We start from the raw sequence: 26,720 nt of genomic DNA on the forward strand, positions 1-26,720 counted from the left end.
TATTAGTTGAGATAGCTTAGAAAACAATAGCAGGCATAGCGCATAGAATATTGATAGTCTTAAAATCTTACTACTCATTTGAACATGTAGAATGAGCTTCACAACGATATGCTGACAGTTGACTCCATAATGCCACTGCCTGCTGCATCATCGCCACATTATGCGTGCGAATGATACTTGCTCCTTGCTGTAAGGCAAATAGCCCAGCAGCAGTCCCTGCCGGATCACGTTCTACCGCTTGCGTTGTATTCACAGCTTGAACCCCACTTTTGGTCAACACTTCTGCTAAAAACCGCTTACGTGAAATTCCAAACATCATCGGTAGGCCAAGTATCTGGAGGCGGCTCAATTGGCTTAATAATGCGCAGTGATGCTCGTAGTTTTTAGCAAAACCAAAACCTGGGTCGATAATCAGTTTCTCACGCTTGATACCGCTGCTAGTTACCTCATCAATACGAGATAATAGCTCGGTACTGACATCATCTACCACTTCCTCATACTGCGCCAAACCATCCATCGTCGTGGGTTCGCCGCGCATGTGAATGAGCATAACCGGTATATCAAGTTCAGCCGCCAATGCTGCTGCACCTTCACGTTTAAGAGCACGCACGTCATTCCATATGTCGGCACCTTCATCAAAAGCTGCCTGCATCACTTCAGGGCTACTAGTATCAATAGATAACCAAATACTTTCACCACAATGCTGACGAATGGCTCGGACCACTGGCACAACGCGATTTATTTCTTCAAAAGTACCAACGACATTTGCATTTGGGCGAGTAGATTCACCACCGATATCGATAATAGTAGCACCTTCATTTATCATCTTCTGACAGTGAGCAACAGCGGTCTCTACTCCGTTAAACTGACCCCCATCTGAAAACGAATCCGGTGTAACATTAAGAATACCCATAATATGTGGCTGCGATAAATCCAAAATCTTATCACGGCTCGTTACTTGATAATTAGGTAAAGGTTGGAATAGTGACATGAGTAATCCATCAACAGTAAAAAGTATAATACGGTTTTAGTTATTGTTCTTCATGCTTATAATACCAGTAAATCTTATAGGGTTCTAAGCCCTTCATAAAATGATGACAATAAAAAAGCCCTTTATCATAAAGGGCTTTTTATTAAACATGAATACGCTAGCATTTACATCGCCGGTAATGGTGGCGGTGTTGGACCTGTCGTTTTAATATCATTCTTTGACAAGTTCACTTCGTTATGACTATAGACCTTAGGCGGACGTGGGTCTTCACCTGCTAATATATCTTGCAGTTGATCACGATCAATGGTTTCCCATTTCATTAATGCATCGACCATAGCGTGCATTTTTTCTTGGTTGCCTTCAATCAACTCACGAGCAATATCGTACTGCTCTTCCAACATGCGGCGTACTTCCTCATCAACTTTTTGCTGCGTGGCTTCAGAAATCGTACGACCTCCACCACCGAAGTATCCTTGTGAACTATCATCATCCTCGTAAACCATGATACCAAGTGCATCAGACATGCCGTACTTCGTGACCATTGCTCGTGCCATTTTGGTAGCGCGCTCAAAATCGTTTGAAGCACCCGTTGACATTTGATTGATAAAGACTTCTTCAGCAATACGACCACCGAATAGAATAGCTAGATCGCTCAACATTTTTGATTTATACATACTGGTCTGATCATGCTCAGGCAGCTGCCATGTAACACCTAGGGCAAAACCACGAGGCATAATGGTAACTTTATGTACCGGATCAGTACCTGGTAGCAACTCCGCTACTAAAGCATGACCTGCTTCATGGTAGGCAGTCGCACGGCGTTCTTCTTCGCGTATTACCATAGACTTACGCTCAGGACCCATATATAGCTTATCTTTTGCGTCTTCAAAATCATTCATATCGACACTGGTCTTGTTACGACGTGCTGCAAATAATGCTGCTTCGTTTACAAGGTTGGCAAGCTGTGCACCACTAAACCCAGGTGTACCACGAGCAAGAGAACTTGCATCTACACTAATCGTATTTGGCAATTTCTTCAAATGGACTTTTAGAATTTGCTCACGACCTTTAATATCTGGCAAACCGACTTGTACTTGACGATCAAAACGACCTGGACGTAATAGTGCTTTATCGAGTACGTCAGCACGGTTAGTTGCAGCAATGACAATGACGCCTTCATTACCTTCAAAACCATCCATCTCAACCAACAACTGGTTCAGTGTTTGTTCACGCTCATCATTACCGCCGCCCATACCGGAGCCACGATGACGACCGACTGCATCAATCTCATCAATAAAGATAATACAAGGAGCACTTTTCTTTGCTTGCTCAAACATATCGCGGACACGTGATGCACCAACACCGACGAACATCTCAACAAAATCAGAACCTGAAATTGAGAAAAACGGTACTTTAGCTTCACCAGCGATAGCTCTTGCAAGTAGTGTTTTACCAGTACCTGGAGGACCTACCATCAAAATACCACGAGGAATCGTTGCCCCAAGTTTGGTAAATTTATCTGGATCACGTAGAAAATCAACCACTTCAACCACTTCTTCTTTGGCTTCTTCACAACCTGCCACGTCTTCAAAGTTAACGTTGATTTGATCTTCGGTCAGCATTTTTGCTTTTGATTTACCAAAGCTCATCGGGCCACCGCCTTTACCACCAGCACCGCCCTGCATATTACGCATAAAGAATAAGAACAGACCAATAATCAGTAAAATTGGGAAGCTGGCTATCAGTAATTGCATCAATACGCTTTGGCGCTTCGGTGCAGTTCCTTGAACTTCGACTTGGTTCTCACGTAGCATTGGCATTAGCTGGTCATCTGACACAGCTGGTCTAATGGTCTCAAAAGATGAGCCATTTTTCTTTTCGCCGGTGATCTGCTCGCCGTCGATCTCGACACTGGCTACTTGGTTTTCTGACACTGCAGTCACAAACTCAGAGTAGTTAAGGTTATCCGGCTCAGAAGATTGATCAAAGCCGCTAAACACCAGCACCAAAACGCCGATTACCACCAGCCACAATAAGGTATTTTTTACCATGTCGCTCACTAGTTATTCCCATCCCTTACTTATTGGTGTGTCTATTAAACACGTGACGTCTATAAACGTATTGCTCATTTTTAATGAATATCCCGATACTAAAAAACTGCTACATTAAACTTATATGATTTATAGATAGCCTAAAAATTGTTTTTATAAATAATCAGTATGAGATAAACATAGATATACGATCATTGAGCTTGTAAAACGCTTATTATCAGACGACTTTGCCTAAAACATATGCTAAAAACAAAGGTAATATACCATGATATGTGGTGTTAACCCGTATAATTCAAGCAAGTTTCACGATTATTCATTTAACTTCTGTCACAGCGCTTATATCTCGATAAAAACACTTTATGGCGGTTTATCATCTCGCTTACAAGAGCAGCAACTTATTGATGTTAAAACTATTTAATCGCTATCCAAAACATCTCTTTTGACCGTGGTCGTGACGCACCTGGCTTTATACTACGAATTTTACTAAAATCCTGCTGCATCTGCTTGCGTAATTCCTGTGTACCCTGACCTTGAAACACTTTCATAATAAGTGCGCCACCTTCTGGTAAGGTTGCGAGTGCGAAGTCCACTGCCAGCTCGCACAGGTACATCATACGCGGCTGATCGATCGCACTATTTCCAGCGGTATTGGGTGCCATGTCCGACAGTACTACGTCGACTTGCCTATCCCCTACTTCTGCCATAATGGCGTCAAAAACTTCAGCTTCACGAAAATCACCCTGAATAAAGGTAACATCAGGCAAGTTATCCATGGCCAAAATATCGGAGGCAATTAAGATACCATCATCACCTACCAGTCGACCAGCAACTTGTGACCAACTACCAGGAGCACTACCCAAGTCTACGACTGTCATTCCCTTTCTAATCAAATTGGTTTTTTCGTTAATCTCCAATAATTTATAAGCAGCACGAGCACGGTAGCCATCTTTTTGAGCTTTTTGCACATAATGATCGTCAATATGCTCTTTCATCCAAGCACTGCTGCTCTTTGATAGTTTTTTGTTTTCGATACGCGTGGCCAAAATACCTGCTCCTATTGCTTTACTAGATCTAGCTGCTTTAATCACTCTATCACTTACATACTGACATTAATCAGATGCGGATTATTCCAAATATAGTGTCAAACAAGTTTTTGATTCATTAATGGTCACAAACTGACCAAATTCTATTGGTTAAATAACTGTTTTATAAGGCAGCAGCGTTTATAATGTACCAAACATTCAGTTTAACATTTTCGTCACGTAAAATCGTGCAAAATCCTGCTGATCTCATGCAAGATGGTCACAGATTATCTATAATGATCAATAACTGTTTTTGACAGTACCATTTTTATTTTTACCAACACTTAGGAATTATATGCAACTCGATAACGCTACCATCAAACGTCTAAAAGGCATCGGTCACGAGCTAAAGCCTATCGTTATGATCGGCAACAAAGGCATTACCCCAACTATTACTGAAGAAATCGATCGCGCGCTGTCAGATCATGAGCTTATCAAAGTGAAGCTACCTGCTGGCACGAAAGAAGAGCGTGACATCGTTGGCGCTGAACTCGCTAAAGCGGCTAATGCATCTCTGGTTCACTCTATTGGTCGTATGGCATTATTACTACGCAAGAACCCAAATGCTAACCCAAAACTGTCTAACTTAGCACGTCACGCGCAGTAATCTGTCATGACCGACTAGACTTAAGTGTTTAAGTTTTATATTCACTTATCTCATAGCTAAATGATAATGAAATACAGAAGCCGCGATGCATCCTGCTCACGGCTTTTATATTGTCTGCTGCTCTCAGTTATACTTCTAGAATAATATAAGAGCACTTATTCAGTATAATTTCTCTTCTGACTCTTACTTTTTATTAATACCATCGAGACTTATTAATAATGAACCAATCTTTTAACATCCATATAGCCACCGAGACGCTAGCGAAAAATGCTCAACAACTAAATGTGTCTATAGAAGAGCTAGAGAGTATCTCTATCGAAGTAAGTGCAAAGATTGTCCAACAGCCGACTTTACAGCTAGTGATGACCTATCAAGTAACTCTGCCTAGCCAAACTCTAGCTAATCAATTAAATTGGCCAACATGGCAGCAAGCCCAAGTAAATTTCACTGATTATCTATGGGAAGAAACCTGCCTTGAATGTTTTATTGCTAGCAGTAAGCTGAATGACAGCAAGGTTAATGACGAAGATATCGTAACAACTCACCAAACGATGCCTCACAACATACCATTCCAACATTCACCCTCTTATGTAGAAGTTAACGCTAGCCCTGATGGTCGTTACGCTCTTTATCAATTTGATAGCTATCGTAATCCTACGGCACTACCGCCAGTACCATTGTACGAGACTGATGGAACCACACGCGCATCTATTGATTGGAATAATAATAAGGATCTGACTGCTATATCAGTAGAAAGCCAGTCATCTAGCACTCCAACGGTAGTACAGTCAGCCTTTCTTTATGAGCGCAGCTTTAGCCTGCCTATAACTCAACTACCGAATCAACAATACGCTGTTGCAAACATAATGATCGAACAAATACATCCTTGTGTCATCTTATGGTTTAGCGAAACTGATTTATACTTCGCCACCAACCATGCCTCCCCGCCTGACTTTCACAATCGCGACTATTGGCCAAATTTTGAGCTTTAATTCGGTTACATGAGCTGTATTCACTTAGACATCACATTTTAAGCACAAAAAAAACCCAGCAATGCCATAAAGAGCATTACTGAGTTTGGAGAAAACTTTAACTGTGTTTAACTGATGCTTATTTATCAGCCATTGCAAGGTAGATACCACGGTCTGATGCATCATCAACATACTGCGAATCACGCCATGTTGTATAGCTGTACGTACCGCTATATGGGCTGATGCTATTTTGACGGAAATCAGATACCCAGTCGTTACCATCAAAAATCTGGATATGACCATGTGGACGGCCTGAAGTACGGTTGTAGACAACTACATCGCCAACTTGTGGTTCCATGTCGTTGCTAATTTTGGTGAAGCCAGCTTTGGCGAGCGTACCACGAGAAGCATACTGATAAGCGGACGGATTAGGCGTAAATTCGTAGCCAGCTGACTGCAGTGCTTTACGTACATAGCGAGCACAGTAACCAGAGCTTCTAGATAACGCTACACGAGACGCATTTGCTGCTGCAATAGCAGGAGCAGAGTTACGGTCAGGTACACGACTAGCTTGCTGTTGGCGCTGCTCATAAGACAAACGGCTAGTCAGTGAAGCTAGCTGATTTTCTTTTTGCTTAGCATGAGCACTCAAATTATCGATGGCCTGACTGATTTCATCATTACTAAATACATGTGTACCATTATTAGTGCTATAGATATTACGGCTGGAACCATAGTTCGCAGTAGTAGAAATATTTGTGATGGTATGACTCAAGGTATTATTTGGTTGAAAGGTTGTCTCGGCAGCACCACTCGTCTGTGCAATACCCATCCCCAATACTGACAAAATTAATAAAGCTTGTTTCATAAATTTACTACCTATTGTTAATACAAGTCTGCTCGTCATCCATAACGAAGCATCAATTAATTTAGAGGATATAATCATCAAATAGACGTGATAAAATTCCTATTACAACGGTTCACTTTTTCAAATAGTGACTAGTGCCAGTAGCACCTTCCACCTAGTCAACTATATTATAAGCCATCTGCTATACGTTGCTTTTGGCATGTCTGTTATGAGTATCGAGTTTGTCACCTATTAGATGAGTACTTACGATGTCAAAAAAACAACCTAATCGGCTTGCCCAGCTGATAGATCATCAAGCATTTGCTGGTAGTGCGCTACCTCAAACCCTTGCTAACAACATGCGGCTATATATAGAAGCAACCAACGAGATAAAAGAGCTATTGGTAGACTGTCTACCTGAAGAGATCCTCAATACCTGTTGGGTTGTCGGCTTAACACCTGAGCAGTTGATATTAAGTGTTAGCTCAATGACAGCAGCAAATCATATTCGCTATTTACATAGCTCGTATTTGCAAATACTAACAGAGCAGTCAATTACATTTAAACAACTCAAGCAAATTCGCGTCGTTGTGGCTAAAAGTTCTACTGATAATTATCTATCTAAGCCATCGTCAGTAGCATCGCTACAATTACCTAACTCTCGTAAAGCCAATGAAAATCAGGCGCTTAGCCAAAACACAAAACGGACTATATCACAGGCCGCAGAGCATGTCACCACTGACGAAAACCTCAAAAAAGCCCTTTTACGCCTAGTGAATAACTAAAAAACACCTACTGCTAAGTGTAAAGTTATGTAAATAAGAACAGATAATGGCATTGATATAAATGGTTTTTTGTAATGTATCAGCCAAAAAAAATCCTTCGTTAGTCATATCCATAATATAGATACAACCAACAAAGGATTTAAAAACTATCTACAGCTTTTGTATTGTGTGCCTCAACGATGAAAATATACAACAATACAGGTAATACATCCAAAATATAGAATATTATACAAATGTAATTACGGCCTAACTATGTAATATTGCGTAAATGTTTCGATAATTCGTGTATATTCCTGTATTTATCCTTCGATAGCTAAATTACTAAGCGATAAATACTCGATAGGACAGGTTACATTGTCATCAAAAGTTACAATTTCAAAGTTATCTTCGTCAGATAGTATTTCGCGTACTAACAAATTATTTAGAGCATGACCAGACTTATAGGCATTAAAACGACCTAAAATTGGGTAGCCAATCAGATGCAAGTCTCCTAATGCATCTAAGATTTTATGACGAACAAACTCATCATTAAAACGTAAGCCTTCTACATTGAGTATATTGTCATCATCAATAACAATGGCATTTTCCATACTACCGCCCAATGCTAGGTTGTTTTGACGTAGCGCTTCTATATCACGTAAAAATCCAAAAGTACGAGCAGTGCTCAACTGCTCGATGAAGTTCTGTGTAGAGAACTTCAATTGTGCATGTTGAAAGTTTTTATCAAAAGCAGGATGATTGAAATCAATTTCGAAATTTAATTCATACCCATCATAAGGACGCAGCTCCGCCCATTTATCTTCCAGTTTTACTCGTACTGGACGTATAATTTTAATGAATTTTTTAGCTGCTTCTTGCTCACAAAATCCTGCGTCAAGTAAAAGCGCAACAAAAGGCGCAGCACTACCATCCATGATCGGTATCTCTGAAGCAGAGACACGAATCAATAGGTTGTCTACACCTAGACCAGCGATGGCACTAAGCAAATGCTCGACCGTACCTACCCGCGTACCACCAAATACTAAGTTCGACGACATCATAGTATCTTGTACTAAAAACGCACTCGCTGGGATTGGTTGACTACCCTCTATGTCTGAGCGCTCGAAAACAATACCAGTGTCAATCGGCTGTGGATGAAACTCCAAGTCAACAGGCTGACCACTATGTAGACCAGTACCCGTAACGGCAATTGCTGTTTTTATGGTTCTTTGGTTCATGGTTGTCTTCTCACATATTTTGTTACAATTGACATAGTGTACCATTACCCACCCCTTATTCGCTATATATAAAAAGCGCTAATTTTCTTATCTCCTTGATTGATAACACTTATCGTCAATACTCTGTAGTTAATTTTTACTTTGTATGCCCTCTCTAATGCCATAAATCAGTAAGCCTTATACCAAGTTCAACAGTCATAAATCCTCAAATCATATAGGAGGTTGTCACAATTTTTTATAGAAAACGATTTAACTTTCTTTAAACATAAAAAAGCCAGCGTGTCAACGCTGGCTTTTTCTCACTTACAATGAGCCAAAAATACTATTTATTTTGTTGACGCTTCAAATAGTCTTGGATACTGTTTGTTTTAGTCTTAGGTTGCTCCTGAGGTGCCCTTGCGCTAGGACGTACAACGCTATCTTGGTACTGCTGAGCTTGTGACTGCTTTTGACTGTTTAAAGCGCTAGTGTGTACGTTAGGATCGACAGGTTGCGTGCTATTAACAGAAGGCACTGGTTGCTCTGCTACTTCTGGCTCTTGACCTGCGTTTTCGTCCAACGTTAGACCAGTTGCAATGACTGTCACATGTAAGTCATCACCCATTTTTTCATCGATAACAGAACCGTAGAAAATGTGAGCATCGTCGATATCAGTAATTTCTTCGACTATTGCACTGATTTTGCTCATCTCATCCAGTGATAATGACTCTGAAGAGATCACATTAACCAGTAAACCTTTAGCGTTCTCTAAACGCAAATCGTCAAGCAATGGTGATCTAATAGCTTTTTCAGTTGCTTGGCGTGCACGATCATCACCGCTAGCACGACCAATACCCATCATTGCATGACCTTTAGCAGTCATTGCAGTACGGATATCATTAAAGTCAATATTAATCATACCCTCGCTAGCGATGGTTTCAGCGATACCTTGAACGGCATGCAATAGTACATCATCCGCTTTTTTAAAGGCATCTTGCATAGAGATATTGCCGTATACACTCATCAATTTATCATTTGGAATCGTGATTATCGAATCGACAAAGTTAGTCAGCTGCTCGATACCTGCTTTAGCAGCTTTAATACGCTTACCACCTTCGAATTTGAATGGTGTCGTTACAACAGCAACTGTCAATACTTCCATTTCTTTTGCAATACGAGCAACAACTGGTGCTGCACCAGTACCCGTGCCGCCACCCATACCAGCAGTGATAAAAACCATATCTGAGTGATCAAGCAATGCGCGAATCGCTTCTTCTTCGCTTTCTGCTGCTTCACGCCCAACTTCTGGATTTGCACCTGCCCCTAGACCGCGATTCGTTTTTGCACCCAGTTGCAGTTTATGCGGTGCAGTAAGACGATCTAGCGCTTGTTTATCGGTATTGGCACAAACGAACGTTACACCTCTGATGCCTTGTTGTACCATATGTTCAACTGCATTACCGCCGCCGCCACCAACACCGAATACAGTGAAGCTTGCTTGGCCATTATTTTGAAGCTGATTATCATCTGGCATGGTGTATTTTGACATAAAAAAGATTCTCCAGTTGCAGATAGCGTATAAGTCGAAGCATAGTAACGCACTCATGTAGCGCGCTATCGACATACTATATATAAATGTATTTAAATAAAACAGGGTATGGCTAAAATCATTCAGTGTAGACAATAATATGTCATTACCATTCAGTACGTTATTTTTAAAACTAATTTATTCGCAATGTTACTTTGTTTTTTGCTTAACCAATTTAGAGGCATTCTATAGCGTATGGGTGCTTTGTTAAACAAGTCTATAATATTTTCTTTAAAACATTCGCAAAACGTTGGCCCGCACTTCGAAAGACGCCTGATACTCGATTATTTTGAATGGCTTCAGGTTCACTTTTTTCACTGCGGCGGAATTGCTCGCTCTGACTATATAGCAATGTACCAAAAGCCGTTTGATAAGCACGGTCGTTAACTTGGCTATTGAGTAGCTTAAAGGACTCGTCATTATCGAAATGATTATAAGCACTGATAGCAGGATGGGTGTTGGTCAATACGACAGGCATTTTCATTAACTTTTTGGCAAAGGGTATCATACCTTTAATAGTACTACCGCCACCATTCAACACAATCCCTTTATCGATATAGCCTATCAATCCTGCTTCGTGTAACTGACGTGCTACTTCAGTAAATATTTGAACATAACGAGCTTCGATGATACGTGCCAAATTATAAATGCCAATGTTAATTTCGTCACCAGATCCTTGAGGTTTGAACAAAAAGAATGCACTTGGATCAACGCTATTAACATCAGCTGTACCATGAGACTTTTTCAGTTTTTCAGCTTCAATCATGGAAATACCAAAATCAGCTGAAATATCCATCGTCACTTCATGACTACCTGTCGCGATACAATGTGTAAAAATCAACTTATTCTCTTTATACACACAAATACTGGTCGTACTAGCACCAATGTCTACCAAGCAAACACCTTGCTGGCGTTCCTCAGTCATTAAACTATACTCAGCACTAGTTACAGCATCAAAAACAATATGATCAATGCCAACGTCACAACTTTGTAATAGTTTCTGGATATTCTGACGACTGGCAACAGGCATCATCATCATGTGGTACATCACAGTAATATTGTGTGCCATCATCTCGATGACATCATCCACCATAAAGTCTTGCTCATCGACATAGATACCTTGCTGACAACAATGCATCAAGTAATTATCAGATGATAAATCACGCGACTTTGCATTGGCCAATGCTTGTACCATGTCTTTAGCACGTACAACTTCGTCTTCTACTTTGACCTCTCCAGCACTGTTTTTACTAGATAACTCAGGTGTCGCAAGTGTTAACCAAACACTATGCACACGGCAGTTAGCCGTATCTTCTGCTTCTTGAATGGCTTGTTTTATAGCACCTTGCAGACGTTCACGGTGCTTTATCTGACCCTGATAAAAATCGCTGTTTTTAACTTGTCCTACGCCCAAAATACGAATGTCTTTTGCAGAGACAACATTGCCTATTACGACATATACTGCCGTGGCACTTAGATGGACAACAACCAGATTTTCATTATTTTTCATGGTACCAGACAAATTATCGCTAAACAGAAGAACAAGTGATGCTCTTCTATTAAATCATTAAAAAAAGCGTTACTAATACGCTATGATGTTGTACATATCTTATTTAAACTGAATAAACCGTCTTAGCCCAGCTATCGATTATCTATCATCATTATTCTTACTTAGGCTATTCTGATTCATCACTTTGCGTCGTATTCCAAGCAATGGTAAATCCATTTTTATATCGTAAATCTACAGACTGCATTTCATCTCGACGCGTACTTAATTGATTGCCAAGCAGTTGGCTTAAATTCAGTAATTTTTGTGCTGTATTCTCATTGTCTACAATCACACGCAGACCATTGTCAAAGCGAATCAGCCAGGTCATTCTTGGTGATAGAATGATATCTTCGACCTGCATATCAAGTGGTGTATACCAATCATTCACTTGTTGCATCTGTTGCATAATGACTGGTGCTTGAGACATCTCACCTTGTAAGGTCGCAAACTGCTCTTGTGTTAAATCTCTGCTATCAGCAGGAACAAAAACAGCACCTTTTGCATCAACCAAACGTTCTGTACCAAAATTAGCAACCGCTTGTTTGGGCAATGCATTGATAACAATACCACGTTGCCAATCACGAGAAATACTTACTTGGTCTACCCAAGCTAAACCCATCGTGATGTCTCGCAATGCCTGCAAATCAGAGGTGAAAAAACTGCTTACTTGCTGTTGTTCCATTACTTCTTGTAATGAGCGATATTGGGCAACAGACAGACCTTGATTACTAACATAAATATTTGCTGGCGGTGCATCACGTAATGCTTTACCACCCATCATTAATATTAGCACTAACAAACCTAAGACCAGTACCATAAATAGATACTTTACCGTTGCTGGTATTTGGAGCTTAGATTTTGGGCGACCGTCTTTATCACTCATCAAGTCAGTTACCTCGTTGACAGTTTGAGCCATAACGACCTTTGTCCCTATATTTGCATAAAACTGATCATGCTATTTATTGATATAAATCTGCGTATTCTTGGCAGAAGCTTATTAAGTCGATATATTATCAAATTTTATTAAAAATACAGCTTACCTACAGCCATTACGCTCATTTAAACGTAACATTTTTCTTAAATTATGAATAAGTTAACAGCTGTATCCACCACAAAACATAAATATCGCCAAAACATGCCTATTTTTACAATATTAACGTATTTTATGGTTAAACAATAGTCAAACACTAATTAGTGGTAGTGAATTTACACAAGTTTACATGAGGCTGTGGTATAGCAGCTCTAGTGATACAAAAAGACATCATCATTTGCTTAATTTAATCAAAATGGCGACTATAACGTCTGTGCCAAAATGTGCCAACATAGGGCGTCAAAATCTAGTCCCCGAGCTTTGGCCGCCATTGGAACCAAACTGTGACTGGTCATACCTGGTACGGTATTGATTTCGAGCAACCAAAAATTGCCCGCTTCGTCTTGCATAGCATCGACACGTCCCCACCCCTTTGCATCTACTGCACGAAACGCTGCAAGACTCAAATCTTGCAAATGCTTTTCATCAGCAGCACTCAATCCACATGGGATATAGTAACTGGTATCATTACGATTATATTTGGCTTCAAAATCATAGAAGTTAGTGATATCAGCTGGTTCGAGGCGAATAACAGGATAAGCTTCATCATCAATGATAACGATCGTAAACTCACGACCTGTGATCCAGCGCTCAGCCATCACCGCATCGCCGCATTGCACCGCAGTTGCATAAGCAGCAGGCAGCTCATCAAGTTGATGGACCTTGGTCATACCAATACTTGAACCTTCGTGAACTGGCTTAATAATAAGTGGTAGACCTAACATATTGACCACTTGCTGCCAGTCAGTATCAGCCGTCAACAATGAGAATGGTGCAGTCGATAGACCGCAACCATGCCATAGCTGCTTGGTACGTACTTTGTCCATACCTAGTGCAGAAGCTAGAATACCTGATCCTGTCTGCGGTATCTCAAACCACTGTAATACGCCTTGTAGCAAACCATCTTCGCCGCCACGACCATGTAATACATTAAACACACGATCATATTCGCGTAGCTCAGTAATGTCCTGATGCTTTGGATCAAAGTGAGTCGCATCAACGTCTTGGTTTTGGAGCGCTTGCAATACTGCCGCACCACTGTCCAGGGACACGCTGCGCTCATTGCTACTACCACCATAAACAACCGCTACTTTACCAAACTGACTAGCGTCTTTTGCATTAGTTGTCGCGTCTAAAGATGTGTCATTGATAGCTGACTTTTGAGTGCTATTATTGTCTTTATTATCAGTTGTCATGAGGTTTGTTCCTAAATTTTAGCTTACTTAATATAAAGATTATTGGCGGCCAAATCGATAGCAATCTGCCCAACATTACCAGCACCCTGGGTAATCAGCATATCGTTAGCCTTTAACAAGCGCTGCATAACAGGGGCTAGATTGTCTTTGTCAACGATGGTCGGTTCAACTTCACCGCGTAAACGAATACTGCGCGCTAATGATTTGGTGTCAGCACCCGTAATCGGACTCTCACCTGCTGAATAAACATCTAATAATAATAGCTCATCAACACTCGAGAGTACTTCCACAAAATCATCGTAGCAATCACGGGTACGGCTGTAACGATGCGGCTGAAATAGCATCACTAAACGACGATCAGGGAAGCTTTGACGAGCGGCTTTAATGGTCGCATCGACTTCTTTTGGATGATGACCATAATCATCAATCAATAAAACATTGCCATCATCGATATCAACAGAAGCATGTTGCTCAAAACGACGCCCCACGCCTTCAAACTTCTGCAAAGCACGCTCAATTGCTGCATCGTCAACGCCTTCATCGGTCGCCATAGTAATAGCAGCAAGAGCGTTATAGACGTTATGCGTACCAGGAATATTCAACGTCAGACGTAATGGCTCGCGGTCACGGCGTAATACTGTGAAGTGAGTTTTGGTACCTTCAGTCTCTAAATCAACAGCTTGTACATCATTGAACGGCTCAAAACCAAAGGTCAATACTGGACGACCGATATCATCAATCATTGCATATAGTTCAGGGTCATCACCGCAGACCACTGCCAAACCGTAAAATGGCATGTTTTGTAGAAACTGGATATAAGCGGCTTTTAATTTATCAAAACTATTTTCGTAGGTTTCCATATGGTCTTGGTCGATGTTAGTCACAATCGCCGCCATCGGATGTAATGATAAGAATGATGCATCAGACTCATCAGCTTCTGCAACCAAGAAGCGGCTGCTACCTAATGCTGCATTTTTGCCTGACGCATTTAATTTACCACCGATAACATAGGTAGGATCTAGCTGCCCTTCTGCCATCATCGTAGTAAGCAAACTGGTCGTCGTCGTTTTGCCATGCGCACCAGCAACTGCAATACCATGACGATAGCGCATTAGTTCACCAAGCATATCGGCACGGCGTACTACTGGCAGTCGAGCTTCAAGTGCTGCTTTTACCTCAGGGTTGCTACGGTCAATCGCTGATGAGACAACGATAACATCAGCATTGGCGATATTTTTGGAGTCATGGCCAATCGATATCTCAATACCGATTTGCTGTAAACGTTTGGTCACTAAGCTTTCTGCTATGTCAGAGCCACTGACCTGATAGCCTTGATTATTCATCACCTCAGCGATACCGCACATGCCTGAGCCACCAATACCGATAAAATGCAAATGCTGAATACGGCGCATCTCTGGTATTTCAATCAAACGCTTAGGTAGAGCTTTCGCAGAGGTAGGCATAAGGGTCTCTCTTTATTAAAGGTCAATAAAATTTAGTAAATTCAAATAAGGGGGCTAGGTTACAGACTATAGCGCTTGCCAAATGATATCAGCAACTTGCTTACTCGCACTACGGTTGGCCAATGCATGGCCTTTCTTCGCCATCGCTAAACATTTCTCTCGATTGAGTGCGCCAAGCTCATCACTCAGGCTTTTGGCAGTTAGCTCTGACTGCGGCAACAAAATTGCAGCATCATGCGAGGTCAGCGTGCGCGCATTAGCCGTCTGATGATCATCAACTGCATGCGGTAGTGGTACAAAAATAGCGGCTATTCCGACGTTTTGAATTTCAGTCACTGTCAATGCACCTGCACGGCAAACGATGATATCCGCCCAGTTATAAGCTGCAGCCATATCATCAATAAACGGCTGTACAGTAAACTGATGGTTGTTTAGGTCTTGTTCGCTATAAGCCGCTTGCGTGGCTACTTCGTTATTGCGTCCACACTGGTGAAGCACTTCAAATGGCTGATCTAGCAATGCTAATGCTTTTGGTACTGTATCATTTAATACCTGAGCGCCAAGTGAACCGCCGACTACCAACAGTTTAAGCGGTGAGCTATCATTTACATCGTAGCGTAACATTGGCTCTGCGACACCAGTGATGGCATTACGCACAGGATTACCTACTGTCTCAAGCTTGGCATCTTGCTGACTATTGCCAAAGGTATTTTCAAACGCTTGTAATGTCTTGGTCGACAGCTTAGATAAATAGCGATTGCTCATGCCAGCGATGGCATTTTGCTCATGGATAATCAATGGCGTATTAGTCATGCGCGCAGCGATACCACCAGGTGCAGTGACGTAACCACCGAACCCAACGACCACATTAATCTGATTACTACGAATCACTTTTACGGCTGCAATTGTCGCGGATAGCAGAGTCATTGGTAGCTTTAATAGTCGACCAACGCCTTTGCCACGAAGCCCTTGCATATTAATAGCATGGAAGGGATAGCCTGTCGGTTCAACCAAACCGTTTTCCATACCGTTTGGCGTTCCCAACCAGTGAATCACCGCACCGCGTTGGGTCAGCTCGTCGCTCACTGCAAGCGCTGGAAAAACATGCCCGCCCGTACCAGCTGCCATCATCAATATATGCGGTGTTTTCATGAACGCCTGCCTATCTTTACTTTATTTATATGAAGGGTTTATCTCACTGCTGCGATGACAGTTATAAACAATAATGACCTAGCCAAAGCCCGCATAGTATAGAGGAAATCATTGTCTTATATACAGTACTTTGTGCAGCAAAAACAACAAAAGTCCAAGCCATGACTGTTCAAGGCTTGGCGCCGTGTAATGCTAATAAACGTTAAGAGAAATCAGTGACTAACAATACCTTAAAATGTAGGTTTTACGTAGTCAAAATATTCCTTAGTATAGATAAAGCTATGCCTTAACTTTATTCTCAATCGCCATGATAAAGTCGGTTGCGATATCTGTACCGCATTGATCATCAATCTCACGTACACACGTTGGGCTAGTAACGTTAATCTCAGTAATACGTCCGCCGATCAAGTCTAGACCAACAAACATTAGGCCTTTTTCTTTAACGATTGGTGCCACAACTTCTGCTACTTGGCGTTCGATATCAGTCAATGGCATGGCAACACCGTTACCACCAGCTGCTAGATTACCACGGGTCTCGCCTTTCGTTGGAATACGGGCCAAACTATAATCCACTACGACTCCATCGACGATTAACACGCGTTTATCACCCTCTTTAATCTCTGGCAAATAACGCTGCGCCATGATGGGCAAAGTCTGAAGCTCAGTCAGTATCTCTAACGTCACCCCAATATTTGGGCTATCAGCAGTCAAACGGAAGATACCAGTGCCGCCCATACCATCTAGTGGCTTGACGATGACGTCCTGCTGTTCAGCGATGAATTTACGAATATGCGCTTGCTTGCTAGTCACAATTGTTGGGCTCATATAATCGCTAAACCACGTCGCAAATAACTTCTCATTGCAGTCTCGAATCGCTTGTGGATCATTGACCACAAGCACGCCTGCCGCTTTGGCATGGTCAAGCATATAAGTGGCATAGATAAAGCGCATATCAAACGGCGGATCTTTACGCATCAAGATCACGTCATAGTCACCCACTGGTCCCGTTACTTTATCGCCCAATGTATAAAAATCTGCAGGATCACGATTCACTGTAAGCGGCTGCGTATCAACCATTAACTGACCACGGTCCAACCACAAGTCATGAATCTGACAGTAACCAAGCTGATGTCCGCGATCTTGAGCGGCCCACATCATAGCGAGGCTGGTGTCTTTTTTGTAATTGACTCGCTCGATAGGATCCATAATAACGAGTATTTTTAGCGATTTTTCTTGTTTTTGTTGGCTCATGATAAGACTCACTTACGTTATATTATTAATATGAAACGAACTCAGTGTCCAACTATACGCCGTACTGCTCACGGTAGTGTTGCATTTTGGCTAACTGTGTCGCATCTTTATATTGGCTATTTTCATCGGCCAAATAACTGATCAAGTCATCGATATCGACCAATGCACGTACAGACACTTCTAGTGTTGCGGCAAGCTCTTGGATAGCAGAATGCTCGCTTTGACCTTTTTCTTTACGATCGAGTGCAACGATAATACCAGCAACGCTTGCGCCTGCTTGCTCTAAAATCTCGACCACTTCGCGCATGGCTGTACCTGCTGTGATGACATCATCAAGCACCCAAACGGCCTTGCCAGTTACGTCAGCACCTACTAAATTGCCACCTTCACCATGCGTTTTGGCTTCTTTGCGGTTATAACCCCATTTAGCGTTAATACCATGATGCAACCATAACGCTTGAGCCGTCGCTGCGACAAAAGGAATACCTTTATAGGCCGCACCAAAGATGACCAGCTCTTGCTCATTATCGCCATTATTTGCCGCACTCATTTGTTCAGCTAAGGCATCTGCATAACCACGTGCTAGTAACGACAACATCTCACCAGTCGCAAGCAAGCCTGCATTAAAAAAGTATGGACTGATACGACCAGACTTTAGGACAAACTCACCAAATTTAAGCACTTGGTTGTCTAGGGCCAGTTGAATAAATTGATGAGATGAAAACGTAGGGTCTTGAGGGCGTGTTACATGAGACATTATGACATTCCTATCAGCAAGAAGAAGGGGCAAAAAATTTGCATTATTGTACGCATTATTGATCAGCTTGACCAACCATTGATCTCATAATCCTGCATATTGGCATAGCGAGTCAACAAACCACTACGCGACGAGATATTAAAATAACTCTGTCCATCTGCTCGGATTTGTATCTCCCAGCCCAAATAATAAGCGGCAACAATGATATGACCAGCAAATAGATGAATCTGACGATAGGCGTGACGCTGCGATGGCTCACAAACGATTTGACTGAGCAAATAGCTACGTACATGCTGACAGATTTCTGCTGCGTTATAACTATGATTGATACTTTTACGGGTACTACACTGCTTTAGCGCATGGACGGCCACGCTACATGCCATGATATCCGTTGCCAAACTGCCATCGCCTGTCTCAAACTGCTGCGGTTGCAATATCACTTGCCAATCATCGGCATACAGACTGTTAAGTAGCTCATCAGGATTATAACGTTTAGTCAATGCGCGCATAGATACTGAAGAATTTTCAGCCCTATTGTCATGATTTGAGTCGCTAGCTGATTCAACTACTGTAGAACTATCAGTAGGCAAAAACCCATAACGGTTCAGTTTTGGATAAGCACGAATCGCCTGCTGAATATCTGACATATCTAATAATGTCATACCTGATAATGCTGGCAACAATGGCTGCTCACTATGATTCTGATAAAAGCTATCAGGTAATTCGATAAGCTGTGCCGCATCTAGCAATGATAAATGCTCAGCCAATGCCTCTGAAGCAACCAGCGACCATTTCGATAAGCTGTCTTTTTTGGGCTGATAGAATCGAGTCGAGTTACCATAAAGCCTGCGCAGTTGACCATTTAGGCGACGAGCAGGCTCAGGGATATCACTCAATGGTCTGGCAGGATCAAGAGGAAATTGTTTGGGGTCAAAGTTAGGATGTACGATCGCAGGTTGCTGAGAATCAGCTAATACAGACGAGTGCTCAGTCTTTTTTTGGACGTTACCTTCTGCCAGCTGCCCGCCTTCTGTTGCCAGATTAGCATGAGACAAACGGTCATCAGAAGTAGAAGGCTGGGACATAAAATCTCCATAGACTATAAAATATAAAACAAATAAAAACGATTACACCAAGGGATATTTTACTCTTTAGGGCTTAATTCTAGAGGCCTACTCTTGATGATTCAAAATATCATGGTAGCCTGTCTGCCAATCAGCATAATCAAGCCAAGCTAACGGAATGTTGCTGTGCAAGCGTTTTCCTGTCACTGAGGTTTTTGTATTATCAATAGTAGGAGGTGTCTCGCCAACCTGCTCACTTAGCCAAACCCCTAGCTCAAACGTAGTCACAGGTCGATAGTCCGTCGCTAGATAGATAGGCTTCGGTACTTCTATCGTCAACACTTTGGCGATAATATTGATCAAGTCGCGATCCATGATGCGATTGCTCCAATGCTCAGCTGGCACTGGATTTTTATTTGGCTCACGAGCCTTGCGTAGTCGCATTAAACGCTCGCGCCCATAGATACCACTAGGGCGAATAATAATGGCTTTATCATCAAATCCTTGTTGCAGCGCTTGCTCTGCTTGCAATATGAATTTCGAGGCTTCACGCGTAGGCGTAACAGGTGTCGTATGCTCATCGATCCACTCACCATTGTCCTGACCATAGACACCAGTAGAAGAGACGAATACCACACGCTCAAGTTTGGTGAGCTGTGGAGCAAGCGCTGCCAAATGCTGACTAATCGCTAGATAACTGTCGTGATAACCAGTGGTTGAATACTCGTCAGGGGTGACGATAATCGCAATATGAGTAAACGTTTGCAGTTGTTCAGTCGTCAGCGTCAACGCATCAGTTTGCAAAAAATCTGCGCTATCTACTAAGTCATAATGGTGGCGCTCACTACGAGCAAGCCCAGTCACACAATAGCCATCTTGGGCAAGTTTATTGGTAACTGGCAGGCCGATATCACCTTGACCGATAATTAGTAAGTTTTGCGTACTCATAAAGCACCTTTCCCTTTGTACAACTATTACAGCGCTTAGAAGCCATTTTGTTTAAATTAATGCCTAAATCAGTGCCTAAAAATACCGCCTATATGATAGCTGTATATCATCATTGGCATCGATACGTTCTTGCCATTCATAATTGGCATTAATACGTAGTGCTTGCTTTTTATCAATGTCATATTGCAACCCTAGGCTTGATATTGGTTGCCAATAATGGCCACGAACGTTGGATTCATCGTTGCTGCCATGATACCAATATGGCAATTGCAATTCAGCTTGTGCGCGTAACTGATTGTTAATCTGATAACGGCAGCCTGCATTGATACCTGCGCCTAGACGAAAACCTTTATTAATACCTCGTCCTAATTGCCCCGTACCTGCCAAAAACGTATAGCATAATTGTGATGGCATCTCACCAGTACCTGCGGCTGGCGTACCGAATGCCCATGACCAGCCTTTCTCGTAACCTACACTACCGACCAGATGATCCGTACCTGCCTCCTGCGAGCCATCATTTACTCGTGTTGCCTCGATACTAGCACCCCAAGTGTTGCCTTTTTTGGCAGTATTGACAGGGTTAAAAGAGCGGCCACGAATTAAAGTGACATTTTGCAAGACCACGCTGTCTGGCTGATGAGGTTTATTGTCATCCGTATCATACAGTCGCAATGTTGCCGCTAGTCCTTCCAAGTTAAAAAACTGTGGGTATCCTGAAGCATGGTCAAGCGTATCATGAAAGCCCGCTCGAAACCCTACATCCATATAGTCATTGTCCCCACGCTGCCCTATAGCTATCGTGCCCAACTGTAACGGATGCCTGTCTATTGGATTATTATCCGATACGTCGATTTGACGCTTGAGTAGTATTTGCCCATCATCTGACATGCTTGATACAGGATTGAGCTGCGCAGACTTGATCTCATTCGCGGTTTGTTTGGCACTATTATAATAACCCAACTGCGCGCGCTGTTGTTTCCTCTCATTGAGCTGAGCTTGACGTAAGGTATTATCAGCAGGCGTAAAAATGGTACTTGCCAGCAACTGTTCATTATTTAATAGCTGAATCACATCAGAAGGCACAACAGCATAAGACAATTGGCTCAATAAGTTTTGCTGCGGACGAACCACATCAATAAGACGCAAAATCTCAGAAGCACAGTTGTCCGTGGTAAAGTAATACGGCATCTTTAACGCTTTGGTTTCCCAGACGTGGCGCATAATCTTCTGAACTTCCGCTGGCGTCAAACTCAACTGATATGTCCACGCGTCACGTTCATCATCTTGCAGATATTTCGCTAGCATCTCTGGATAAGGATCAATCTCGATAGCACTATCGTAGCTACCAATCATTGACTTGGTAGCATAAATTGGAAAACTGTCGTTTGGATCACCGTCTACCGTATAGTTCAGTGCATAAGCCTTATCGATTTGATTTGGATCGGCAATGCTCGCTTTTGAGTCAATGCGTAGCAACGTATGAGCAAACGCAGAGAGTGGATTATCCAAATACTCCTGCGCAAACATGATAGATAGCTGCTCAGGCGCCAATGTCGACATCCACTCATCTAGCTTGGGACACTCAGCAGATAGACTTGCAGCATCGATCGCTAGCATCTCTGTCAACCATGCCACTCGCGCTGGAAAACGACATAAGACAGAATTACTATTGTTATCAGTTTTAACTTGGTTGTTCTCAGTTGCTGATGATGACGCTAACTCTTGCACAAGTGCTACGAGCATCGCATCTAATTCTGCATCTGAATCTCGTTGACCATTCTTACTCAAAAAAAAGCTCGGGTCATCGACCAAACTCTCGGTTTTCTTTTTACCAAATACACTTTTATGATCATCGTAAAAATACAACAAGCGTCGCCATGTTGTATGCTGTGCCAAATTGTTTACTTTTACTTGTTGCCGCCATGTCGATAGCAGCTGGTTTGTAGCCACACTTGAATCCGATAAAGTACTATTTTGAATATTAGGTTCAGTGCTATTAATATCTTTGGGCTCAGCTAATACGTCTGAATCAGAATAAATCGGTGCTATGCTAGATGCGTCAGGTGACAATGCCTCTGTTTCAAGAACGGACAATGGCGTTGGTAAAAATGCCTGCGCTTGCGCCGAAAATAATATTCCTGCTACAGCTAACGGTAGGCTTGCTCGCAGGCCAATGGGCATTAGCGTACAATCGATAGGTATGGACATCAGTTTTATAGACATGAGGTAAAATCTCGCACGTTATTGTTCATACGCTATCAGCGTTATTAAAGTTGCTGGGTCAAAAAACCAAATACATCGCCCGCTATCGTTTAGCTACTTAGATAGACTTTCTATCACACCATTATCAATACTAGTATAAAAAGAGAGTGTTATGACTGCATCATCACCAAACTCATCATCCACGTCGCCAATGACCATCAAGGATGGACTGCTATCAGCTGCCACTTGGTTAGCCTCACCCAATTATAACGTAAGACCAATAGGTTTGAGCATTGACGCTATCGTTGTACATAACATTAGCCTACCACCGAATGAGTTTGGTGCCTGCGACACTAGTGGCACACATTATGTGAAAGCATTATTTACCAATCAATTAGACTGGGATGCTCACCCTTATTTTCAAACAATCAAGGGTGCAGAAGTATCAGCGCACCTATTAATCGAACGTGATGGCGCTATCACTCAGTTTGTCAACTTCAAAGAACGGGCTTGGCATGCTGGGCGGTCTAGCTACTTAGGCCGACCTGAATGTAATGATTATAGCATTGGCATCGAGCTTGAAGGGTCAGATTTTACGCCTTTCACTGACATGCAATATGACAGGCTCGCACAAGTCGTCAGTGCTATCTATGAAGCTTATCCTAAAACACGTCGCCACTTGACTGGCCACAGTGATATCGCGCCTGGGCGTAAGACTGACCCTGGTGATTACTTTGAATGGGCAAGATTGCGCCAGTTAGTTTCTGATGCAACAAAAAACGATACACCGTCACATAAATGATTTCCATACTCAATCCATTTATCTCAATTATGAAAGTGATATAATTCGTCAGTTTTTCATCCACATTACACCAGCACATAATTCAATATACAACTTGGCAAGATAGGTTCTCATGGCAAAAAGTCGGTTATTTCGTTCAACCATGGTGGTCAGCAGTATGACCATGTTATCGCGTATTTTAGGTTTGATACGTGATGTTGTATTGCTAGGAGTTTTTGGTGCAGGTGGTTTGATGGATGCCTTCTTGGTCGCCTTCAAAATCCCAAACTTTTTACGAAGACTGTTTGCGGAAGGTGCGTTTAGCCAAGCATTCGTGCCTGTACTGTCCGAATACAAAGAGAAGTACAGCTTACAACAAGTGCAGATTTTGGTCAGTCGCACCTCAGGCGCATTGTTGCTAGTATTGTCGATGCTTACCGTAGTTGTCATCCTAATTGCACCTTGGGTAGTGACATTGTTTGCCCCTGGGTTTGCCGATCAACCTGATAAATTTGCCATTACCGCTGAGCTGCTGCGTCTTACCTTTCCGTACTTACTATTTATTTCTATGACAGCTTTTGCGAGTGGTATTTTGCAAAGCTACGGCCGTTTTGCCGCACCTGCCTTTGCACCAGTGCTATTGAATCTGTGTATGATTGGTGGTGCGCTGATTTTCGCACCGATGTTTGATACGCCTATTATGGCGCTTGGCTATGCCGTGGCTATCGCAGGTTTGCTACAGTTCTTGATACAACTACCGCAGCTTTGGCAACAAAAACTGCTTGTCGCACCAAAGGTTGATTTCAAGCACGAAGGCGTTCGTCGAATTTTGAAATTGATGTTACCTGCTATCTTTGGTGTATCTGTCACCCAAATTAACCTCTTACTCAATACTGTTTTTGCTTCATTGATGATCGGTGGGTCAGTCTCTTGGCTTTATGCAGCTGAACGTATGAGCGAGTTGCCATTGGGGCTGATTGGGGTGGCAATTGGTACAGTTATTTTGCCCAGTTTGTCAAAAAGTGAGGCTCAAAAAGACGATGTCAATTTCAAAAAAACCATCGACTGGGCAGCACGCCTTATTATATTAGTCGGTATACCCGCTTCGGCTGCACTGTTTGTACTGGCAGATGTATTGATGCAAGCACTGTTTTTACGTGGTGAATTCACCTTACGTGATGCACAGATGAGCTCATTGGCTCTGCGTAGTATGGCAGGTGGAATATTAGGATTTATGCTGATTAAAATATTTGCTCCCGCTTTCTTTGCGCGTCAAGATACCAAAACTCCCGTAAAAATCGGCATCATTTCTGTCATTGCCAATATGATCTTTAGTGTTATTTTTATCGGAATATTTTACTTCTTAGAAATACCACTGCATGGTGGTTTGGCATTGGCTACGACTGGTGCTGCTTTTGTAAACGCAGGCTTGCTATATTACTTCTTGCATAAGCGTAATATCTTCCGTTTTGGCTCACATTGGAAAAAGCTGTTTGTACAGTTTGCTATTTCAACTGGCTCTATGATTGGCGTGCTCTATTTTATGCTACCCTATTTCCCTACAGACGACGCCCAGTGGCAACGTATCGTTGCGCTAATTATTATGTGTGCCATCGGAGCACTAGTGTACGGTGTGGTATTGCTAGCCACTGGTTTTCGCCCGCGCCAGCTAAAACATGGTTAGTCTAAATGATAAGTAAATTTATAATGGGCTTACCAAACCAAAACAAGCCTGTTATGAGAAATGACAATGCTCGCTGCTGATCATTGTCATAATAGATCACTAATGAATACATACAATCTGAGGTTTTGATATGACAACGAAACAGCCAATCTTCCAGCGCTTACCAATTCTGCTAGCCACTGGTGTGTTAAGCACTGGACTACTTATTAGTGGCTGCAGCAATAATGAGTCGGCTGAAATTGCTACTGATAGTGAAGATATGGCGGAGACCGTTGATACCTCAGAAGATGTCACATTAGACAACGAGACAACTGACCAGACAGAGGTTGCTGATAGTGATAGCGAAACAGAAGAAATTACAGATGACGCTGAAGATGAGATAGCAATTGATAGTGACAATATTAATCCAGTAACTGCCCCCACCGAACAAAAAAGCTTAGTAACTAACCCTACTCAAGCAGGTACACCAGAGGATACTGTTAAGCAAGCATTAAACAGCTTATATTATGGAGACGTAAAAGATGCAGCGTCATATTATCAAGTAGATATGGCAAACTTTGAAGAAGAGCTTGGCAATACTCAGGCTGCATTTCAGCAAACGGTAGATGGCGTTACGATTACCGATACTAAGTATAGTGATAACAAAACTCGTGCCACCATTACTGGCGAGCTAATGCTAAAAGGACAGAGCGAACCTGCACCACTGACCTACCAGCTACAGAAGATAGAAGGTCAATGGAAGATTTTAGGCTAAAGCGTCTCAGATATCATCTGATGTTACTGTTTTACCAAGCATCACAACATCAGCGATAAACCCTTCCATATCGCAAACTTCTGGCATATAACCCCATTGCTCAAAGCCAAGCTTACGAAACAATCCTAAACTTGGCTGGTTATGAGCAAAAACAAGTGCGATGATGTTTCGAATACCCAAGCTTGGTGCTTGCGTCAACATCCAATGGGTCAGCAAACTTCCCAATCCTTTGCCCTGATAGTCTTGATCCAAATAAATACTAATTTCGGTACTGATATGATAGGCCGTACGCGCATATAAATCACTAAAACTGCCCCATGCAACTACCGGCGGCTTTGCTTGATTTACATCGTTTGATGGTAGTGCCTTGACCACATATATCGGTCTGGTTGCGCTATCTAGATGCTCGTTAAACCAAGCAGCACGTTCCTCTACCGTAACCAGCGCAAGATTGGCCGTTGCTTGCTTACCCGGTATGCTTTGATTATAAATATCTAAGACTTCTGCTAGATCTTCTTTACTCGCACGCTGCACAACGAACTGATCAGTAAGCTGATATGTTGATAATTCATTTGGTATAGTGTTCAAGGCAGCATCAGTCATAAGATCTCCATCGTTGTTAGGATTGTTATTAAAAACATTGGTCATAAAGAATAGACTTCCTATGCGTCATACTTGCATTACACGTAGACTATAGGATGTTAGTGTGGC

The 26,720-nt window shown here is 42.2% G+C and carries 23 protein-coding genes; 6 read left to right on the top strand and 17 right to left on the bottom strand.

Annotation, left to right across the window (positions count from 1 at the left end):
* Positions 1-70 precede the first annotated feature (70 nt).
* The 3 genes from folP to ACT3QQ_RS00305 all read right to left on the bottom strand — a co-directional run bounded on the left by folP (position 71) and on the right by ACT3QQ_RS00305 (position 4,085).
* On the bottom strand, positions 71-991 hold the full coding sequence (folP, locus tag ACT3QQ_RS00295) for a dihydropteroate synthase (RefSeq protein ID WP_444526434.1): 921 nt from the start codon (positions 989-991) through the stop codon (positions 71-73).
* Between the two features lie 164 nt (positions 992-1,155).
* Positions 1,156-3,051 (bottom strand): ATP-dependent zinc metalloprotease FtsH, encoded by a 1,896-nt coding sequence (gene ftsH / locus ACT3QQ_RS00300; RefSeq protein ID WP_444526435.1) that lies wholly within the window; start codon positions 3,049-3,051, stop codon positions 1,156-1,158.
* 401 nt (positions 3,052-3,452) lie between these two features.
* Complete coding sequence (locus tag ACT3QQ_RS00305) at positions 3,453-4,085, bottom strand: RlmE family RNA methyltransferase (protein WP_444526436.1); 633 nt, start codon at positions 4,083-4,085, stop codon at positions 3,453-3,455.
* 334 nt (positions 4,086-4,419) lie between these two features.
* Between ACT3QQ_RS00305 and ACT3QQ_RS00310 the strand changes: the two genes are divergently transcribed.
* Positions 4,420-4,731, top strand: coding sequence for a YhbY family RNA-binding protein (locus ACT3QQ_RS00310; RefSeq protein ID WP_444520186.1), 312 nt, complete (start codon positions 4,420-4,422; stop codon positions 4,729-4,731).
* Between the two features lie 218 nt (positions 4,732-4,949).
* The gene (locus tag ACT3QQ_RS00315; protein ID WP_444526437.1) at positions 4,950-5,723 is read left to right on the top strand and encodes a hypothetical protein; all 774 of its coding nucleotides are present in this window, start codon (positions 4,950-4,952) and stop codon (positions 5,721-5,723) included.
* 118 nt (positions 5,724-5,841) lie between these two features.
* Here ACT3QQ_RS00315 and ACT3QQ_RS00320 read toward each other — a convergent pair whose 3' ends face one another.
* The gene (locus tag ACT3QQ_RS00320; RefSeq protein WP_444526438.1) at positions 5,842-6,570 is read right to left on the bottom strand and encodes a CHAP domain-containing protein; all 729 of its coding nucleotides are present in this window, start codon (positions 6,568-6,570) and stop codon (positions 5,842-5,844) included.
* A 248-nt stretch (positions 6,571-6,818) separates the two neighbouring features.
* On the opposite strand from ACT3QQ_RS00320, the gene ACT3QQ_RS00325 reads away from it, so the two are divergent.
* On the top strand, positions 6,819-7,334 hold the full coding sequence (locus tag ACT3QQ_RS00325) for a hypothetical protein (protein ID WP_444526439.1): 516 nt from the start codon (positions 6,819-6,821) through the stop codon (positions 7,332-7,334).
* A 299-nt stretch (positions 7,335-7,633) separates the two neighbouring features.
* Here the strand turns inward: ACT3QQ_RS00325 and lpxC are convergent, their stop codons facing one another.
* From lpxC to ACT3QQ_RS00385, 12 genes are all read right to left on the bottom strand, one after another.
* Entirely contained in the window at positions 7,634-8,551 is a 918-nt protein-coding gene (lpxC, locus tag ACT3QQ_RS00330) for a UDP-3-O-acyl-N-acetylglucosamine deacetylase (RefSeq protein WP_444526440.1), read from the bottom strand.
* Between the two features lie 322 nt (positions 8,552-8,873).
* Positions 8,874-10,079 carry a cell division protein FtsZ gene (gene ftsZ, locus ACT3QQ_RS00335; RefSeq protein ID WP_444526441.1) on the bottom strand — a complete coding sequence of 402 codons (1,206 nt, stop codon included), beginning with the start codon at positions 10,077-10,079 and terminating at the stop codon, positions 8,874-8,876.
* 256 nt (positions 10,080-10,335) lie between these two features.
* Positions 10,336-11,628 carry a cell division protein FtsA gene (gene ftsA / locus ACT3QQ_RS00340; RefSeq protein WP_444526442.1) on the bottom strand — a complete coding sequence of 431 codons (1,293 nt, stop codon included), beginning with the start codon at positions 11,626-11,628 and terminating at the stop codon, positions 10,336-10,338.
* Positions 11,629-11,794: 166 nt separating this feature from the next.
* The gene (locus ACT3QQ_RS00345; protein WP_444526443.1) at positions 11,795-12,583 is read right to left on the bottom strand and encodes a cell division protein FtsQ/DivIB; all 789 of its coding nucleotides are present in this window, start codon (positions 12,581-12,583) and stop codon (positions 11,795-11,797) included.
* 377 nt (positions 12,584-12,960) lie between these two features.
* Positions 12,961-13,953: a D-alanine--D-alanine ligase gene (locus ACT3QQ_RS00350; RefSeq protein ID WP_444526444.1), complete on the bottom strand. Its 993-nt coding sequence runs from the start codon at positions 13,951-13,953 to the stop codon at positions 12,961-12,963.
* Positions 13,954-13,976: 23 nt separating this feature from the next.
* On the bottom strand, positions 13,977-15,416 hold the full coding sequence (gene murC, locus ACT3QQ_RS00355) for a UDP-N-acetylmuramate--L-alanine ligase (RefSeq protein WP_444522917.1): 1,440 nt from the start codon (positions 15,414-15,416) through the stop codon (positions 13,977-13,979).
* Positions 15,417-15,482: 66 nt separating this feature from the next.
* Positions 15,483-16,568, bottom strand: a complete 1,086-nt coding sequence (gene murG, locus ACT3QQ_RS00360) for an undecaprenyldiphospho-muramoylpentapeptide beta-N-acetylglucosaminyltransferase (RefSeq protein WP_444526445.1) — start codon at positions 16,566-16,568, stop codon at positions 15,483-15,485.
* 279 nt (positions 16,569-16,847) lie between these two features.
* Positions 16,848-17,819, bottom strand: coding sequence for a glutathione synthase (gene gshB / locus ACT3QQ_RS00365; protein ID WP_444526446.1), 972 nt, complete (start codon positions 17,817-17,819; stop codon positions 16,848-16,850).
* A 52-nt stretch (positions 17,820-17,871) separates the two neighbouring features.
* Positions 17,872-18,576: an orotate phosphoribosyltransferase gene (gene pyrE, locus ACT3QQ_RS00370; RefSeq protein WP_444526447.1), complete on the bottom strand. Its 705-nt coding sequence runs from the start codon at positions 18,574-18,576 to the stop codon at positions 17,872-17,874.
* A gap of 62 nt (positions 18,577-18,638) precedes the next feature.
* The gene (locus tag ACT3QQ_RS00375; RefSeq protein WP_444526448.1) at positions 18,639-19,661 is read right to left on the bottom strand and encodes a hypothetical protein; all 1,023 of its coding nucleotides are present in this window, start codon (positions 19,659-19,661) and stop codon (positions 18,639-18,641) included.
* Positions 19,662-19,748: 87 nt separating this feature from the next.
* Positions 19,749-20,588: an SDR family oxidoreductase gene (locus ACT3QQ_RS00380; RefSeq protein ID WP_444526449.1), complete on the bottom strand. Its 840-nt coding sequence runs from the start codon at positions 20,586-20,588 to the stop codon at positions 19,749-19,751.
* Between the two features lie 75 nt (positions 20,589-20,663).
* The gene (locus ACT3QQ_RS00385) at positions 20,664-22,811 is read right to left on the bottom strand and encodes an Lnb N-terminal periplasmic domain-containing protein (RefSeq protein WP_444526450.1); all 2,148 of its coding nucleotides are present in this window, start codon (positions 22,809-22,811) and stop codon (positions 20,664-20,666) included.
* Positions 22,812-22,962: 151 nt separating this feature from the next.
* Between ACT3QQ_RS00385 and ampD the strand changes: the two genes are divergently transcribed.
* The 3 genes from ampD (at position 22,963) to ACT3QQ_RS00400 (ending at position 26,009) form a co-directional block, all read left to right on the top strand.
* Positions 22,963-23,592, top strand: coding sequence for a 1,6-anhydro-N-acetylmuramyl-L-alanine amidase AmpD (ampD, locus tag ACT3QQ_RS00390; protein ID WP_444526451.1), 630 nt, complete (start codon positions 22,963-22,965; stop codon positions 23,590-23,592).
* A gap of 112 nt (positions 23,593-23,704) precedes the next feature.
* A complete protein-coding gene (murJ, locus tag ACT3QQ_RS00395) occupies positions 23,705-25,255 on the top strand; it encodes a murein biosynthesis integral membrane protein MurJ (RefSeq protein WP_444526452.1) in 1,551 nt (516 codons plus the stop codon).
* Between the two features lie 130 nt (positions 25,256-25,385).
* On the top strand, positions 25,386-26,009 hold the full coding sequence (locus tag ACT3QQ_RS00400; protein WP_444526453.1) for a hypothetical protein: 624 nt from the start codon (positions 25,386-25,388) through the stop codon (positions 26,007-26,009).
* Positions 26,010-26,015: 6 nt separating this feature from the next.
* On the opposite strand, the gene ACT3QQ_RS00405 is transcribed toward ACT3QQ_RS00400, so the two are convergent.
* A complete protein-coding gene (locus ACT3QQ_RS00405) occupies positions 26,016-26,657 on the bottom strand; it encodes a GNAT family N-acetyltransferase (protein ID WP_444526454.1) in 642 nt (213 codons plus the stop codon).
* Positions 26,658-26,720: the final 63 nt, after the last annotated feature.

This window comes from Psychrobacter sp. AOP7-A1-24, assembly GCF_052376235.1.
Lineage (GTDB): Bacteria > Pseudomonadota > Gammaproteobacteria > Pseudomonadales > Moraxellaceae > Psychrobacter.

Coding starts and splice junctions, on each gene's coding strand:
- folP (WP_444526434.1), bottom strand. CDS start 991: ATGTCACTATTCCAACCTTTACCTAATTATCAAGTAACGAGCCGTGAT.
- ACT3QQ_RS00310 (WP_444520186.1), top strand. CDS start 4,420: ATGCAACTCGATAACGCTACCATCAAACGTCTAAAAGGCATCGGTCAC.
- ACT3QQ_RS00315 (WP_444526437.1), top strand. CDS start 4,950: ATGAACCAATCTTTTAACATCCATATAGCCACCGAGACGCTAGCGAAA.
- ACT3QQ_RS00320 (WP_444526438.1), bottom strand. CDS start 6,570: ATGAAACAAGCTTTATTAATTTTGTCAGTATTGGGGATGGGTATTGCA.
- ACT3QQ_RS00325 (WP_444526439.1), top strand. CDS start 6,819: ATGTCAAAAAAACAACCTAATCGGCTTGCCCAGCTGATAGATCATCAA.
- lpxC (WP_444526440.1), bottom strand. CDS start 8,551: ATGAACCAAAGAACCATAAAAACAGCAATTGCCGTTACGGGTACTGGT.
- ftsZ (WP_444526441.1), bottom strand. CDS start 10,079: ATGTCAAAATACACCATGCCAGATGATAATCAGCTTCAAAATAATGGC.
- ftsA (WP_444526442.1), bottom strand. CDS start 11,628: ATGAAAAATAATGAAAATCTGGTTGTTGTCCATCTAAGTGCCACGGCA.
- ACT3QQ_RS00345 (WP_444526443.1), bottom strand. CDS start 12,583: ATGGCTCAAACTGTCAACGAGGTAACTGACTTGATGAGTGATAAAGAC.
- ACT3QQ_RS00350 (WP_444526444.1), bottom strand. CDS start 13,953: ATGACAACTGATAATAAAGACAATAATAGCACTCAAAAGTCAGCTATC.
- murC (WP_444522917.1), bottom strand. CDS start 15,416: ATGCCTACCTCTGCGAAAGCTCTACCTAAGCGTTTGATTGAAATACCA.
- murG (WP_444526445.1), bottom strand. CDS start 16,568: ATGAAAACACCGCATATATTGATGATGGCAGCTGGTACGGGCGGGCAT.
- gshB (WP_444526446.1), bottom strand. CDS start 17,819: ATGAGCCAACAAAAACAAGAAAAATCGCTAAAAATACTCGTTATTATG.
- pyrE (WP_444526447.1), bottom strand. CDS start 18,576: ATGTCTCATGTAACACGCCCTCAAGACCCTACGTTTTCATCTCATCAA.
- ACT3QQ_RS00375 (WP_444526448.1), bottom strand. CDS start 19,661: ATGTCCCAGCCTTCTACTTCTGATGACCGTTTGTCTCATGCTAATCTG.
- ACT3QQ_RS00380 (WP_444526449.1), bottom strand. CDS start 20,588: ATGAGTACGCAAAACTTACTAATTATCGGTCAAGGTGATATCGGCCTG.
- ACT3QQ_RS00385 (WP_444526450.1), bottom strand. CDS start 22,811: ATGTCTATAAAACTGATGTCCATACCTATCGATTGTACGCTAATGCCC.
- ampD (WP_444526451.1), top strand. CDS start 22,963: ATGACTGCATCATCACCAAACTCATCATCCACGTCGCCAATGACCATC.
- murJ (WP_444526452.1), top strand. CDS start 23,705: ATGGCAAAAAGTCGGTTATTTCGTTCAACCATGGTGGTCAGCAGTATG.
- ACT3QQ_RS00400 (WP_444526453.1), top strand. CDS start 25,386: ATGACAACGAAACAGCCAATCTTCCAGCGCTTACCAATTCTGCTAGCC.
- ACT3QQ_RS00405 (WP_444526454.1), bottom strand. CDS start 26,657: ATGACCAATGTTTTTAATAACAATCCTAACAACGATGGAGATCTTATG.